The sequence below is a fragment of the Frigidibacter sp. MR17.14 genome, from assembly GCF_037095735.1.
Taxonomy (GTDB): Bacteria; Pseudomonadota; Alphaproteobacteria; order Rhodobacterales; family Rhodobacteraceae; genus Frigidibacter.
Genome location: NZ_JBAWKD010000008.1, coordinates 130501 through 141250, shown reverse-complemented (window position 1 = coordinate 141250; position 10750 = coordinate 130501). Strand labels below are relative to the sequence as shown.

Here is a 10750-nt window from a genome sequence, read left to right as displayed (position 1 = left end):
GATCGCCCCGATCGCGATGGAAGAGAAGCTGCGCTTCGCCATCCGTGAAGGCGGCCGCACCGTCGGCGCCGGCGTCGTCTCGAAAATCATCAAGTAAGAGCTTACCGCTCTGACGAGATGCGGCGCCCGGGGGCAACCCCGGGCGCCTTTCTTCAAATCTAGGGGAATCTTCGGCGCGCCGGTGATTCCCGCTTGATTGAGCGGGGAATGCGTCGTAGACGCGCGCGTTCCCTATCGAACGACGGTTCGACGCAGACCGGGCATGAGGCCCGGCCCGCCTCTCAACCGGGCCCTCTACAGAGGCAATCTGATGCAAGGCACCAACATCCGCATCCGGCTGAAGGCCTTCGATTACCGCGTGCTCGACGCCAGCACCCAGGAAATCGTCAACACCGCGAAGCGCACCGGCGCTGAAGTGCGTGGCCCGATCCCGCTTCCGAACAAGATCGAGAAATTCACGGTTCTCCGTGGTCCGCACATCGACAAGAAGTCGCGCGACCAGTGGGAGATCCGCACGCACAAGCGCCTGCTCGACATCGTCAATCCGACCCCCCAGACCGTGGACGCGCTGATGAAGCTCGACCTCGCCGCTGGCGTGGACGTCGAGATCAAGGTCTGAGGAGGCTCTCATGCGTTCTGGTGTTATCGCCAAGAAGCTGGGCATGACCCGGCTGTTCCTCGAGGATGGCAAGCAGGTCCCGGTGACCGTGCTGCAACTCGAAAACCTGCAGGTCGTGGCCCAGCGCACGGTCGAGCGTGACGGCTACACCGCCGTTCAGCTCGGTGCCGGCGCCGCCAAGGCCAAGCGCACCACCGCTGCCATGCGCGGCCACTTCGCGAAAGCGAACGTGGAACCGAAGCGCAAGATCGCGGAATTCCGCGTCTCGGCCGAAAACCTGATCGAAGTGGGCGAGGAAATCATCGCCGACCACTACTTCGCGGGTCAGTTCGTCGACGTCGCCGGGACCTCGATCGGTAAGGGCTTCGCCGGTGCCATGAAGCGGCACAACTTCGGCGGCCTGCGCGCCTCGCACGGTGTGTCGATCTCGCACCGTTCGCACGGTTCGACCGGTCAGTGCCAGGATCCGGGCAAAGTGTTCAAGGGCAAGAAGATGGCCGGTCACCTCGGTGCCGTCCGTGTGACCACCCAGAACATCCAGGTCGTCCGCACCGACAGCGACCGTGGCCTGATCATGGTCAAGGGCTCGGTTCCGGGCTCGAAAGGTGGCTGGGTCACCATCAAGGACGCCGTCAAGAAGGCGACGCCCGAGAACGTGATCCTGCCGGGCGCCCTGCGTTCGGCCGCCCTCGAAGCCAAGCGTCTGGCCGAAGAAGCCGCTGCCGCCGCCGCTGCCGAGGCTGAAGCCGCCGCCGCCGCCGCCGCCGAAGCGCAGGCCGCTGCCGAGGCCGCCGCGCTCGCGGAAGCCGAAGCCTCGATCGCTGCCGACAAAGACGGCGACACCGATGCTGCTCCGGAAGGGGAAGACAAATGAAACTCGACGTGATCAAGCTCGATGCCGGCAAGGCCGGCACCATCGATCTCGCGGACGAGATCTTCGGTCTGGAACCGCGCGCCGACATCCTTCACCGCGTTGTCCGCTGGCAGCGTGCGAAGGCCCAGGCTGGCACCCACTCGGTGCTCGGCAAGTCGGACGTGTCCTACTCGACCAAGAAGATCTATCGCCAGAAAGGCACCGGCGGCGCCCGCCACGGTTCCCGCAAGGCCCCGATCTTCCGCAAGGGTGGCGTCTACAAGGGTCCGACCCCGCGGTCGCACGCCCATGACCTGCCCAAGAAGTTCCGTGCCCTCGGCCTGCGCCACGCGCTGTCCGCCAAGGCCGGTTCGGGCAACCTCGTCATCCTCGACGAGGCGGTGATGGCCGAGGCCAAGACCAAGCTGCTGGCGAAGACCGCCAAGGAGCTGGGCTGGAAGCGCGTCCTGATCATCGACGGCGCCGAGGTGAACGAGAACTTCGCCAAAGCCGCGCGCAACATCGAAGGCATCGACCTGCTGCCGACGATGGGCGCGAACGTCTATGACATCCTCAAGCGTGATCTGCTCGTGATCACCAAGGCGGGTGTCGAAGCTCTGGAGGCCCGCCTGAAATGAGCGTGAAACCCGAACAGTACGACGTCATCGTCAAGCCGATCATCACCGAGAAGGCCACCATGGTCTCCGAGGCGAATGCGGTGGTCTTCCAGGTCCGCAAGGATGCCTCGAAGCCGGCGATCAAGGACGCGGTCGAGGCGCTCTTCGGCGTCAAGGTGAAGGCGGTCAACACCACCATCACCAAGGGCAAGACCAAGCGCTTCCGCGGCCGCCCCGGCGTCCGCTCGGACATCAAGAAAGCCTATGTGACCCTCGAGGAGGGGAACACTATCGACGTGGCCACCGGCCTCTGATAGAAGGCGCCGACTCGCGCGGCCCCGGTCATTCCGGGGCCGCCGATCTTTTGCAGCAGGGGCCTTGGCGCCGGGCTGCAAACTCTACGCAACCGGGTCCGCAAGGGCCCATGAAGCAGACGGAAGACAGAGAGCATGGCACTCAAGTCGTATAAACCGACGACGCCTGGCCAGCGTGGGCTGGTTCTGATCGACCGTTCGGAGCTTTGGAAAGGTCGCCCCGTCAAAGCCCTCACCGAGGGTCTGACGAAGAACGGCGGCCGGAACAACACCGGACGGATCACCGCGTTCCGCATTGGCGGCGGCGCGAAGCGTCTTTACCGGATCGTGGATTTCAAGCGTCGCAAGTTCGACGTTGCCGCGACCGTGGAGCGGATCGAGTATGACCCGAACCGCACCGCCTTCATCGCGCTGATCAAGTACGAAGACGGCGAACTCGCCTACATCCTGGCGCCGCAGCGTCTCGCCATCGGTGACAAGGTCATCGCCGGCGCGAAGACCGACGTGAAGCCCGGCAACGCGATGCCCTTCTCGGGCATGCCGATCGGCACGATCGTGCACAACGTCGAGCTGAAGCCCGGCAAGGGCGGCCAGCTGGCCCGCGCCGCCGGCACCTACGCCCAGTTCGTCGGCCGTGACGGCGGCTACGCCCAGGTCCGCCTGTCGTCGGGCGAGCTGCGCATGGTCCGCCAGGAATGCATGGCGACCATCGGTGCGGTGTCGAACGCCGACCACTCGAACCAGAACCTCGGCAAGGCCGGCCGGACCCGTCACCTGGGCAAGCGCCCGGCGGTCCGCGGCGTCGCGATGAACCCGATCGACCACCCGCACGGCGGTGGTGAAGGCCGCACCTCGGGTGGCCGTACCCCGGTTACCCCGTGGGGCAAGGACACCAAGGGCAAGCGCACCCGCACCAACAAGGCGACGGACAAGTACATCGTCCGCTCGCGTCACGCTCGTAAGAAGGGTCGCTGATAATGGCACGTTCTGTCTGGAAAGGCCCCTTCGTCGACGCTTACGTCCTCAAGAAGGCCGAGAAAGCCCGCGAGTCGGGCAAGAGCGACGTGATCAAGATCTGGTCGCGCCGGTCTACCATCCTGCCGCAGTTCGTCGGGCTGACCTTCGCCGTCTACAACGGCCAGAAGCACATCCCGGTCGCGGTCACCGAAGAGATGATCGGTCAGAAGTTCGGCGAGTACTCGCCCACGCGGACCTACTACGGTCACGCTGCCGACAAGAAAGCCAAGAGGAAGTAAGCCATGGGTAAGGAAAAGAATCCGCGCCGCGTGGCGGACAACGAAGCGCAGGCCATCGCCCGCATGCTTCGCACCTCGCCGCAGAAGCTGAACCTCGTTGCAGCGATGATCCGCGGCAAGAAGGTCGAGAAGGCCCTGGCCGACCTCACCTTCTCGAAGCGCCGCATCGCCGGTGACGTGAAGAAGTGCCTGCAGTCGGCGATCGCCAATGCCGAGAACAACCACAACCTCGACGTCGACACGCTGGTCGTCGCCGAAGCCTGGGTCGGCAAGAACCTGGTCATGAAGCGCGGTCGCCCGCGTGCCCGTGGCCGCTATGGCAAGATCATGAAGCCGTTCTCGGAACTGACGATCAAAGTGCGTCAGGTCGAAGCCGTCGGGGAGCAAGCGTAATGGGACAGAAGGTCAACCCGATCGGGATGCGCCTCCAGGTCAACCGCACCTGGGACAGCCGCTGGTACGCCGACTCGAAAGACTACGGCAACCTGCTGCTCGAAGACCTGAAGATGCGCGACTTCATCCATGAAGAGTGCAAGCAGGCCGGCGTCAGCCGCGTCGTGATCGAACGCCCCCACAAGAAGTGCCGTGTGACCATCCACACCGCGCGTCCGGGCGTCATCATCGGCAAGAAGGGTGCGGACATCGAGACGCTTCGCAAGAAGCTCGCGAACTTCACCGCCTCGGAACTGCACCTGAACATCGTCGAAGTCCGCAAGCCCGAGCTCGACTCGCAGCTGGTGGCCGAGTCGATCGCCCAGCAGCTCGAGCGCCGCGTTTCCTTCCGTCGCGCCATGAAGCGCGCCGTGCAGAACGCGATGCGCATGGGTGCCCTTGGCATCCGCGTCAACGTGTCGGGCCGTCTCGGCGGTGCCGAGATCGCGCGGATCGAATGGTACCGCGAGGGCCGCGTTCCGCTGCACACCCTGCGTGCCGACATCGACTATGCGCTGTCGGAAGCTTCGACCCCCTACGGGATCATCGGCGTCAAGGTCTGGATCTTCAAAGGCGAGATCATGGAACACGACCCGCAGGCCCGTGACCGCCGTCAGGCAGAGGCTCAGGAGGGCGCTGCCCCCCGTGGCCCGCGCCGCGAGCGCGACCGCTGAGGAGTAAAGGACCATGCTGCAACCGAAACGGACGAAGTTCCGCAAACTGCACAAGGGCCGGATCCACGGCGAGGCCAAGGGCGGCTTCCTGCTCAACTTCGGCTCCTTCGCGCTGAAGTCGACCGAGCCGGAGCGCGTCACGGCGCGTCAGATCGAAGCGGCCCGCCGCGCGATCACCCGCCACATGAAGCGTCAGGGCCGTGTCTGGATCCGGATCTTCCCGGATACCCCGGTCACCTCGAAGCCGACCGAAGTCCGGATGGGTAAAGGTAAAGGCTCCGTGGACTTCTGGGCCTGCAAGGTGAAGCCGGGCCGGATCATGTTCGAGATCGACGGCGTGTCCGAAACGATCGCCCGCGAGGCCCTGCGCCTTGGCGCGAACAAGCTTCCGGTCACGACCCGCATCGTCGCCCGCGAAGACTGGTAAGACTTCGGAACTTCGGTTCCACCTAGGGGCCCCGGCAGCGATGCCGGGGCCCTTTCGCTTGCGGGACGGGAATTGCCACCCGGACAATGCATCGCTTGCCGGCGGGGCAGGGGAGTGCTCGATGGGGCCGTTCCCTCCCGGCCGCCGAGATCCCCGATGCCCGAAACCGCCAATCTTCTTGCCTTCGCGGCCATCGCCTTCGGGCTGGTGCTGACGCCGGGGCCGAACATGATCTACCTGATCTCGCGCTCGATCGCGCAGGGGCGCGCGGCGGGGATGATCTCGCTGGCCGGCGTCGCCTGCGGTTTCGTGGTCTACATGACGCTGGCGGCCTTCGGGATCACCGCCATCGTCATGGCGGTGCCCTTCGCCTATGACGCGCTGCGGCTCAGCGGGGCGCTCTACCTGCTGTGGCTCGCCTGGCAGGCGGTGCGCCCTGGCGGCCGCTCGCCGTTCGAGCTGCGGGCGCTGAAGCCCGACAGCCCGCGCCGGCTCTTCGTGATGGGGTTCCTGACGAACCTGCTGAACCCGAAGGTGGCGATGATCTACCTGTCGCTGCTGCCGCAGTTCGTGACGCCCGGCCACGGCAGCGTGCTGACCCAGTCGCTGGTGCTGGGGTCGGTCCAGATCGTTCTCAGCATCCTTGCCAACGGCTGTGCGGCCTGGGCGGCGGGCACCATCGCCGCCTTCCTCGCCGGCCGGCCGCTCTGGCTGCTCGCGCAGCGCTGGGTGATGGGCACGGTGCTGGCGGGGCTGGCCCTGCATCTGGCGACCGCGGCGCGGCGCTGACGGGGGCGGGGCAGGGGCCCGGAAAACTTGGCGCAAACCCCAAGTTTCCCTTGCCCCGCTTGGGTAACACCCCTATAGGAGCCCATCTCGCGATGCCCGGACCCCGTCCGGGGATTCGCGCGTGCATTGTCCACCAGAACGAAGGTCACCCAAACGGGCCTTCTGGTGATGTAGAAAGGAAGAGGCGGATGAACGCCAAGGATCTCGGGTCCAAGACCCCCGACCAGCTCCGTGACGAGCTGCTCGCGCTCAAGAAAGAAGCCTTCAACCTGCGCTTCCAGCAGGCGACCGGCCAGCTCGAGAACACCGCGCGGATGCGCGTGGTGCGTCGCGACGTCGCGCGCATCAAGACCGTTCTCAACCAGAAGGCCGCCGCTGCGGCCGTCGCGAACTGAGGAGCTGACCCATGCCCCGTCGTATCCTGCAAGGCACCGTCACCTCCGACAAGAACGAGCAGACGATCACCGTCCTCGTCGAGCGTCGCTTCCCGCACCCGGTCATGAAGAAGACCGTGCGCGTGTCGAAGAAGTACCGTGCCCATGACGCGCTGAACCAGTTCAAGGTCGGTGACACCGTTCGCATCATCGAATGCGCGCCGATCTCGAAGACCAAACGCTGGACCGTCGTGACCGATCAGGCGGAAGCCTGAGCCGTTCGCGGGCCGTCGTCCGACGGTCCGGTTCTAAATCGAAACCCTGGGGTGCTCATGTCTGTGAAGAGCATCTCCAAAGGTCGGGAGTAACTCCATGATCCAGATGCAGACCAATCTGGATGTCGCTGACAACTCCGGCGCTCGCCGAGTTCAGTGCATCAAGGTTCTGGGTGGTTCGCACCGCCGGTATGCCTCCGTGGGTGACATCATCGTGGTGTCGGTCAAGGAAGCCATTCCGCGTGGCCGCGTGAAGAAGGGTGACGTCCGCAAGGCCGTCGTCGTTCGCACCGCCAAGGAAGTCCGTCGCGAAGATGGCACCGCCATCCGCTTCGACCGCAACGCCGCCGTCATCCTGAACAACCAGGGCGAACCGGTCGGCACCCGTATCTTCGGGCCGGTCGTTCGCGAACTGCGCGCGAAGAACTTCATGAAGATCATCTCGCTCGCCCCGGAGGTGCTGTGATGGCTGCCAAGCTCCGCAAAGGTGACAAGGTCGTCGTCCTCACCGGCAAGGACAAGGGCAAGCAGGGCGAGATCGCCTCGGTGTCCCCCAAGGACAACAAGGCCGTCGTGGAAGGCGTGAACATCGCCATCCGCCACCAGCGCCAGACCCAGACCAACCAGGGCGGCCGCCAGCCGAAGGCGATGCCGATCGACCTGTCGAACCTGGCCCTGCTCGACGCCAACGGCAAGGCGACCCGCGTCGGCTTCCGCCTGGAAGACGGCAAGAAGGTCCGTTTCGCCAAGACCACCGGGGATGCGATCTGATGCTGGACACCGCCACCTACACCCCGCGCTTCAAGACGCTGTACAAGGACGTCATCCGCGCCGCGCTGAAGGAAGAATTCTCGTACAAGAACGAGATGATGATCCCGAAGCTCGACAAGATCGTCCTCAACATGGGCGTCGGCGAAGCCGTCAAGGATACCAAGAAGGTCAAGCAGGCCGCTGAAGAGCTGACGCTCATCGCCGGTCAGAAGGCTGTCGTCACCAAGGCCAAGAAGTCGATCGCCGGCTTCCGCGTCCGTGAAGAGATGCCGCTGGGCTGCAAGGTCACCCTCCGCGGCGACCAGATGTATGAATTCCTCGACCGCCTGATCACGATCGCCCTTCCCCGCGTCCGCGACTTCCGCGGCGTGAAAGGCACCTCGTTCGATGGCCGCGGCAACTACGCCTTCGGCCTGAAAGAGCACATCGTGTTCCCCGAGATCGACTTCGACAAGGTCGACGAAGTTCTCGGCATGGACATCATCATCTGCACCACCGCGAAAACCGACGCGGAAGCGAAGGCCCTGCTGAAGCAATTCAGCATGCCCTTCAACAGCTGATCGCGGAGAGGGAAACCAATGGCTAAAGTATCCATGGTCGAACGCGAGAAGAAGCGCGCGAAGCTGGTGAAGCGTTATGCTGCCAAGCGTGCCTCGTTGAAGGCCGTCATCGAAGACCAGTCCAAGCCGATGGAAGAGCGCTTCAAGGCGACCCTGAAGCTGGCCGAGATGCCCCGCAACTCGTCGGCTGTCCGTCTGCACAACCGCTGCCAGCTGACCGGCCGGCCGCACGCCTACTACCGCAAGCTGAAACTGTCGCGGATTATGCTGCGTGAACTGGCCTCGTTCGGCCAGATCCCGGGCATGGTCAAGTCGAGCTGGTAAGGAGATCGCACAATGCAGTTGAACGATCCGCTCGGCGATATGCTGACCCGCATCCGGAACGCGCAGCTCCGGGGCAAGTCGACCTGCCGCACCCCCGCCTCCAAGCTTCGCGCCTGGGTGCTGGACGTGCTGAAGGACGAGGGTTACATCCGCGGCTACGAGTCCGTCACCGTTGACGGCCACCCGGAGCTCGAGATCAGCCTCAAGTACTTCGAAGGCACCCCGGTGATCCGCGAACTCAAGCGCGTCTCCAAGCCCGGCCGCCGCGTCTACATGTCCGTCAAGGACCTGCCGTCGCCGCGCAACGGTCTCGGTGTCTCGATCGTCTCCACGCCGAAAGGCGTCATGTCCGATGCACACGCTCGCTCCGCCAACGTCGGTGGCGAAGTGCTGTGCACCGTGTTCTGAGGAGGGTCTCATGTCTCGTATCGGCAAGAAACCCGTCGCACTGCCCAAGGGCGTGACCGCGACGATCTCCGGCCAGACCATCGAGGTGAAGGGTCCGAAAGGCACCCGCTCGTTCACCGCGACCGACGACGTCACGCTCGCCCAGGAAGATGGCGCGATCACCGTGACGCCGCGCGGCACCTCGAAGCGCGCCCGCCAGCAATGGGGCATGGCGCGTTCGATGGTCGAGAACCTGGCCACCGGCGTCACCACCGGTTTCAAGAAAGAGCTGGAAATCCAGGGCGTCGGCTACCGTGCCGCCATGGCCGGCAACGTCCTGAAACTCTCGCTCGGCTACTCGCATGAAGTGAACTTCGACGTGCCGAAGGGCGTGACCATCACGACCCCGAAGCAGACCGAGATCGTCATCGAGGGCATCGACCAGCAGGAAGTCGGCCAGGTGGCCGCGAACATCCGCGACTGGCGCCGTCCCGAGCCCTACAAGGGCAAAGGGATCCGCTACAAGGGCGAGTTCATCTTCCGCAAGGAAGGCAAGAAGAAGTAAGGGCTGCGACAATGGCGAACACGAAACGCGATCTGTTCCTCAAGCGCCGCCTGCGCGTCCGGAACAAACTCAAGAAACTGGCCGACGGCCGCATGCGTCTCAGCGTGCACCGCTCGTCCAAGAACATCAGCGTCCAGCTGATCGACGACGTGAAGGGCGTGACCGTTGCGGCCGCCTCGTCGCTCGAGAAGGATCTGGGCGTTGTCGGCAAGAACAACGTCGAAGCCGCTGCCAAGATCGGCGCGGCGATCGCCGAGCGTGCGAAGAAGGCCGGTGTCGAAACCTGCTACTTCGACCGTGGCGGCTTCCTGTTCCACGGGAAGATCAAGGCGCTGGCCGATGCCGCCCGTGAAGGCGGCCTGAAGTTCTGATCCATCGCGCGGCGCGTCTTCGGACGGGCCGCGCTTTCCTTGCAGGGGCGCCCCCGGTTCCGCCGGTTGCGCCCCTCGATGATCCGGGACAGTGCCCCTCGGCCGTCACCTGGATTGACCCAACGGGCCCACAGTTGCCCAAGTTACGGAGGCCTCAATGGCTGAACGTGAAAACCGCCGGGAGCGTCGCGCAGAGCGTGAAGAGACCCCGGAATTCGCCGAACGTCTCGTCGCGATCAACCGCGTCTCGAAAACCGTGAAAGGCGGCAAGCGCTTCGGCTTCGCCGCTCTCGTGGTGGTCGGTGACCAGCGCGGCCGCGTCGGCTTCGGCAAGGGCAAGGCCAAGGAAGTGCCGGAAGCGATCCGCAAGGCGACCGAGCAGGCCAAGCGCTCGCTCGTGCGCGTGCCGCTGAAGGACGCCCGCACCCTGCACCACGACATGGAAGGCCGCCACGGTGCGGGCCGCGTCGTGATGCGTTCGGCGCCCGCCGGTACCGGCATCATCGCCGGTGGTCCGATGCGCGCCGTCTTCGAGATGGTCGGCATCCACGACGTGGTCGCCAAGTCGCTGGGGTCGCAGAACCCCTACAACATGATCCGCGCCACGATGGACGGCCTCAAGCTCGAGACCTCGCCCCGTCAGGTCGCGCAGCGTCGCGGCAAGAAGGTTGCGGACATCCTCCGCAAGCCCGAAGCCGAAACGGCTGAAGCGTAAGGAGAGGCAGACATGGCAACCATCGTCGTCAAGCAGATCGGCTCGCCGATCCGTCGCCCCGCCAAGCAGCTCGCGACCCTCAAGGGTCTCGGCCTGAACAAAATGCACAAGACCCGCGAACTCGAAGACACCCCCGCCGTCCGCGGCATGGTGAACTCGATCCCGCACATGGTCGTGATCATCGAAGAAAAGGCCTGAGCCTCACCGCTCCGGTTGGATAGGGAAGGGCGCCGCAACCGCGGCGCCCTTTTCCGTTCCACGCGTGGCCGCGGCTCCTTGCCTCCTTTCGACTTGGCACAAGTACTCCGGGGTCCGGGGCAGAGCCCCGGCGCCCGCCCCATCGCCGGCCGCAGGCCCTATCTTCCGCTTGATCGAGGCGCCGCCTGCCGCTATAGGCCCCCGGTGGCCCCGTGCGGGGTCATGTATC

Annotated in this window: 22 protein-coding genes; all 22 read left to right on the top strand. The window is 64.9% G+C overall.

Translation table 11 applies throughout. The features are described from left to right. Positions 1-97, top strand: a 97-nt coding sequence (locus V8J36_RS17910) for a hypothetical protein (protein ID WP_146176322.1), incomplete at its 5' end; no start/stop codon positions are given. 213 nt (positions 98-310) lie between these two features. Beyond that, a complete protein-coding gene (rpsJ, locus tag V8J36_RS17905; RefSeq protein ID WP_336468681.1) occupies positions 311-619 on the top strand; it encodes a 30S ribosomal protein S10 in 309 nt (102 codons plus the stop codon). Positions 620-629: 10 nt separating this feature from the next. Further along, positions 630-1493 carry a 50S ribosomal protein L3 gene (rplC, locus tag V8J36_RS17900; protein WP_336468680.1) on the top strand — a complete coding sequence of 288 codons (864 nt, stop codon included), beginning with the start codon at positions 630-632 and terminating at the stop codon, positions 1491-1493. Then, on the top strand, positions 1490-2110 hold the full coding sequence (rplD, locus tag V8J36_RS17895; protein WP_336468679.1) for a 50S ribosomal protein L4: 621 nt from the start codon (positions 1490-1492) through the stop codon (positions 2108-2110). The genes rplC and rplD overlap by 4 nt, the downstream gene beginning before the upstream one ends. Next, positions 2107-2403: a 50S ribosomal protein L23 gene (locus V8J36_RS17890; RefSeq protein WP_336468678.1), complete on the top strand. Its 297-nt coding sequence runs from the start codon at positions 2107-2109 to the stop codon at positions 2401-2403. Before rplD ends, V8J36_RS17890 begins: the two co-directional genes overlap by 4 nt. 135 nt (positions 2404-2538) lie before the next feature. Further along, on the top strand, positions 2539-3378 hold the full coding sequence (rplB, locus tag V8J36_RS17885) for a 50S ribosomal protein L2 (protein WP_336460457.1): 840 nt from the start codon (positions 2539-2541) through the stop codon (positions 3376-3378). Between the two features lie 2 nt (positions 3379-3380). Beyond that, positions 3381-3659, top strand: a complete 279-nt coding sequence (gene rpsS / locus V8J36_RS17880) for a 30S ribosomal protein S19 (RefSeq protein WP_336460456.1) — start codon at positions 3381-3383, stop codon at positions 3657-3659. A gap of 3 nt (positions 3660-3662) precedes the next feature. Beyond that, the gene (gene rplV, locus V8J36_RS17875; RefSeq protein WP_336460455.1) at positions 3663-4052 is read left to right on the top strand and encodes a 50S ribosomal protein L22; all 390 of its coding nucleotides are present in this window, start codon (positions 3663-3665) and stop codon (positions 4050-4052) included. Further along, positions 4052-4765, top strand: a complete 714-nt coding sequence (rpsC, locus tag V8J36_RS17870; RefSeq protein WP_336468677.1) for a 30S ribosomal protein S3 — start codon at positions 4052-4054, stop codon at positions 4763-4765. Before rplV ends, rpsC begins: the two co-directional genes overlap by 1 nt. A gap of 13 nt (positions 4766-4778) precedes the next feature. Then, a complete protein-coding gene (gene rplP / locus V8J36_RS17865; protein WP_336468676.1) occupies positions 4779-5192 on the top strand; it encodes a 50S ribosomal protein L16 in 414 nt (137 codons plus the stop codon). A 156-nt stretch (positions 5193-5348) separates the two neighbouring features. Beyond that, positions 5349-5981 carry a LysE family translocator gene (locus V8J36_RS17860; RefSeq protein WP_336468675.1) on the top strand — a complete coding sequence of 211 codons (633 nt, stop codon included), beginning with the start codon at positions 5349-5351 and terminating at the stop codon, positions 5979-5981. Positions 5982-6169: 188 nt separating this feature from the next. Beyond that, positions 6170-6376: a 50S ribosomal protein L29 gene (rpmC, locus tag V8J36_RS17855; protein WP_336468674.1), complete on the top strand. Its 207-nt coding sequence runs from the start codon at positions 6170-6172 to the stop codon at positions 6374-6376. Positions 6377-6387: 11 nt separating this feature from the next. Continuing rightward, on the top strand, positions 6388-6630 hold the full coding sequence (gene rpsQ / locus V8J36_RS17850; protein WP_336468673.1) for a 30S ribosomal protein S17: 243 nt from the start codon (positions 6388-6390) through the stop codon (positions 6628-6630). Between the two features lie 97 nt (positions 6631-6727). After that, complete coding sequence (gene rplN / locus V8J36_RS17845) at positions 6728-7096, top strand: 50S ribosomal protein L14 (protein ID WP_022705624.1); 369 nt, start codon at positions 6728-6730, stop codon at positions 7094-7096. Beyond that, positions 7096-7401: a 50S ribosomal protein L24 gene (gene rplX / locus V8J36_RS17840; protein ID WP_336468672.1), complete on the top strand. Its 306-nt coding sequence runs from the start codon at positions 7096-7098 to the stop codon at positions 7399-7401. The genes rplN and rplX overlap by 1 nt, the downstream gene beginning before the upstream one ends. Next, positions 7401-7961: a 50S ribosomal protein L5 gene (gene rplE / locus V8J36_RS17835; protein WP_336468671.1), complete on the top strand. Its 561-nt coding sequence runs from the start codon at positions 7401-7403 to the stop codon at positions 7959-7961. The genes rplX and rplE overlap by 1 nt, the downstream gene beginning before the upstream one ends. 18 nt (positions 7962-7979) lie before the next feature. Next, the gene (gene rpsN / locus V8J36_RS17830) at positions 7980-8285 is read left to right on the top strand and encodes a 30S ribosomal protein S14 (RefSeq protein ID WP_336460866.1); all 306 of its coding nucleotides are present in this window, start codon (positions 7980-7982) and stop codon (positions 8283-8285) included. 12 nt (positions 8286-8297) lie between these two features. Then, a complete protein-coding gene (gene rpsH / locus V8J36_RS17825) occupies positions 8298-8693 on the top strand; it encodes a 30S ribosomal protein S8 (protein ID WP_336468670.1) in 396 nt (131 codons plus the stop codon). Positions 8694-8703: 10 nt separating this feature from the next. Further along, entirely contained in the window at positions 8704-9237 is a 534-nt protein-coding gene (rplF, locus tag V8J36_RS17820) for a 50S ribosomal protein L6 (protein ID WP_336460864.1), read from the top strand. 11 nt (positions 9238-9248) lie between these two features. Continuing rightward, entirely contained in the window at positions 9249-9608 is a 360-nt protein-coding gene (rplR, locus tag V8J36_RS17815; protein ID WP_336468669.1) for a 50S ribosomal protein L18, read from the top strand. 157 nt (positions 9609-9765) lie between these two features. Then, positions 9766-10323: a 30S ribosomal protein S5 gene (gene rpsE, locus V8J36_RS17810; RefSeq protein WP_336468668.1), complete on the top strand. Its 558-nt coding sequence runs from the start codon at positions 9766-9768 to the stop codon at positions 10321-10323. 12 nt (positions 10324-10335) lie between these two features. Further along, positions 10336-10521 (top strand): 50S ribosomal protein L30, encoded by a 186-nt coding sequence (gene rpmD / locus V8J36_RS17805; protein ID WP_336460861.1) that lies wholly within the window; start codon positions 10336-10338, stop codon positions 10519-10521. Positions 10522-10750: the final 229 nt, after the last annotated feature.

Excerpts from the sequence above, each read along its gene's own strand:
- rpsJ (WP_336468681.1), top strand. The coding sequence starts at position 311 with ATGCAAGGCACCAACATCCGCATCCGGCTGAAGGCCTTCGATTACCGC.
- rplC (WP_336468680.1), top strand. The coding sequence starts at position 630 with ATGCGTTCTGGTGTTATCGCCAAGAAGCTGGGCATGACCCGGCTGTTC.
- rplD (WP_336468679.1), top strand. The coding sequence starts at position 1,490 with ATGAAACTCGACGTGATCAAGCTCGATGCCGGCAAGGCCGGCACCATC.
- V8J36_RS17890 (WP_336468678.1), top strand. The coding sequence starts at position 2,107 with ATGAGCGTGAAACCCGAACAGTACGACGTCATCGTCAAGCCGATCATC.
- rplB (WP_336460457.1), top strand. The coding sequence starts at position 2,539 with ATGGCACTCAAGTCGTATAAACCGACGACGCCTGGCCAGCGTGGGCTG.
- rpsS (WP_336460456.1), top strand. The coding sequence starts at position 3,381 with ATGGCACGTTCTGTCTGGAAAGGCCCCTTCGTCGACGCTTACGTCCTC.
- rplV (WP_336460455.1), top strand. The coding sequence starts at position 3,663 with ATGGGTAAGGAAAAGAATCCGCGCCGCGTGGCGGACAACGAAGCGCAG.
- rpsC (WP_336468677.1), top strand. The coding sequence starts at position 4,052 with ATGGGACAGAAGGTCAACCCGATCGGGATGCGCCTCCAGGTCAACCGC.
- rplP (WP_336468676.1), top strand. The coding sequence starts at position 4,779 with ATGCTGCAACCGAAACGGACGAAGTTCCGCAAACTGCACAAGGGCCGG.
- V8J36_RS17860 (WP_336468675.1), top strand. The coding sequence starts at position 5,349 with ATGCCCGAAACCGCCAATCTTCTTGCCTTCGCGGCCATCGCCTTCGGG.
- rpmC (WP_336468674.1), top strand. The coding sequence starts at position 6,170 with ATGAACGCCAAGGATCTCGGGTCCAAGACCCCCGACCAGCTCCGTGAC.
- rpsQ (WP_336468673.1), top strand. The coding sequence starts at position 6,388 with ATGCCCCGTCGTATCCTGCAAGGCACCGTCACCTCCGACAAGAACGAG.
- rplN (WP_022705624.1), top strand. The coding sequence starts at position 6,728 with ATGATCCAGATGCAGACCAATCTGGATGTCGCTGACAACTCCGGCGCT.
- rplX (WP_336468672.1), top strand. The coding sequence starts at position 7,096 with ATGGCTGCCAAGCTCCGCAAAGGTGACAAGGTCGTCGTCCTCACCGGC.
- rplE (WP_336468671.1), top strand. The coding sequence starts at position 7,401 with ATGCTGGACACCGCCACCTACACCCCGCGCTTCAAGACGCTGTACAAG.
- rpsN (WP_336460866.1), top strand. The coding sequence starts at position 7,980 with ATGGCTAAAGTATCCATGGTCGAACGCGAGAAGAAGCGCGCGAAGCTG.
- rpsH (WP_336468670.1), top strand. The coding sequence starts at position 8,298 with ATGCAGTTGAACGATCCGCTCGGCGATATGCTGACCCGCATCCGGAAC.
- rplF (WP_336460864.1), top strand. The coding sequence starts at position 8,704 with ATGTCTCGTATCGGCAAGAAACCCGTCGCACTGCCCAAGGGCGTGACC.
- rplR (WP_336468669.1), top strand. The coding sequence starts at position 9,249 with ATGGCGAACACGAAACGCGATCTGTTCCTCAAGCGCCGCCTGCGCGTC.
- rpsE (WP_336468668.1), top strand. The coding sequence starts at position 9,766 with ATGGCTGAACGTGAAAACCGCCGGGAGCGTCGCGCAGAGCGTGAAGAG.
- rpmD (WP_336460861.1), top strand. The coding sequence starts at position 10,336 with ATGGCAACCATCGTCGTCAAGCAGATCGGCTCGCCGATCCGTCGCCCC.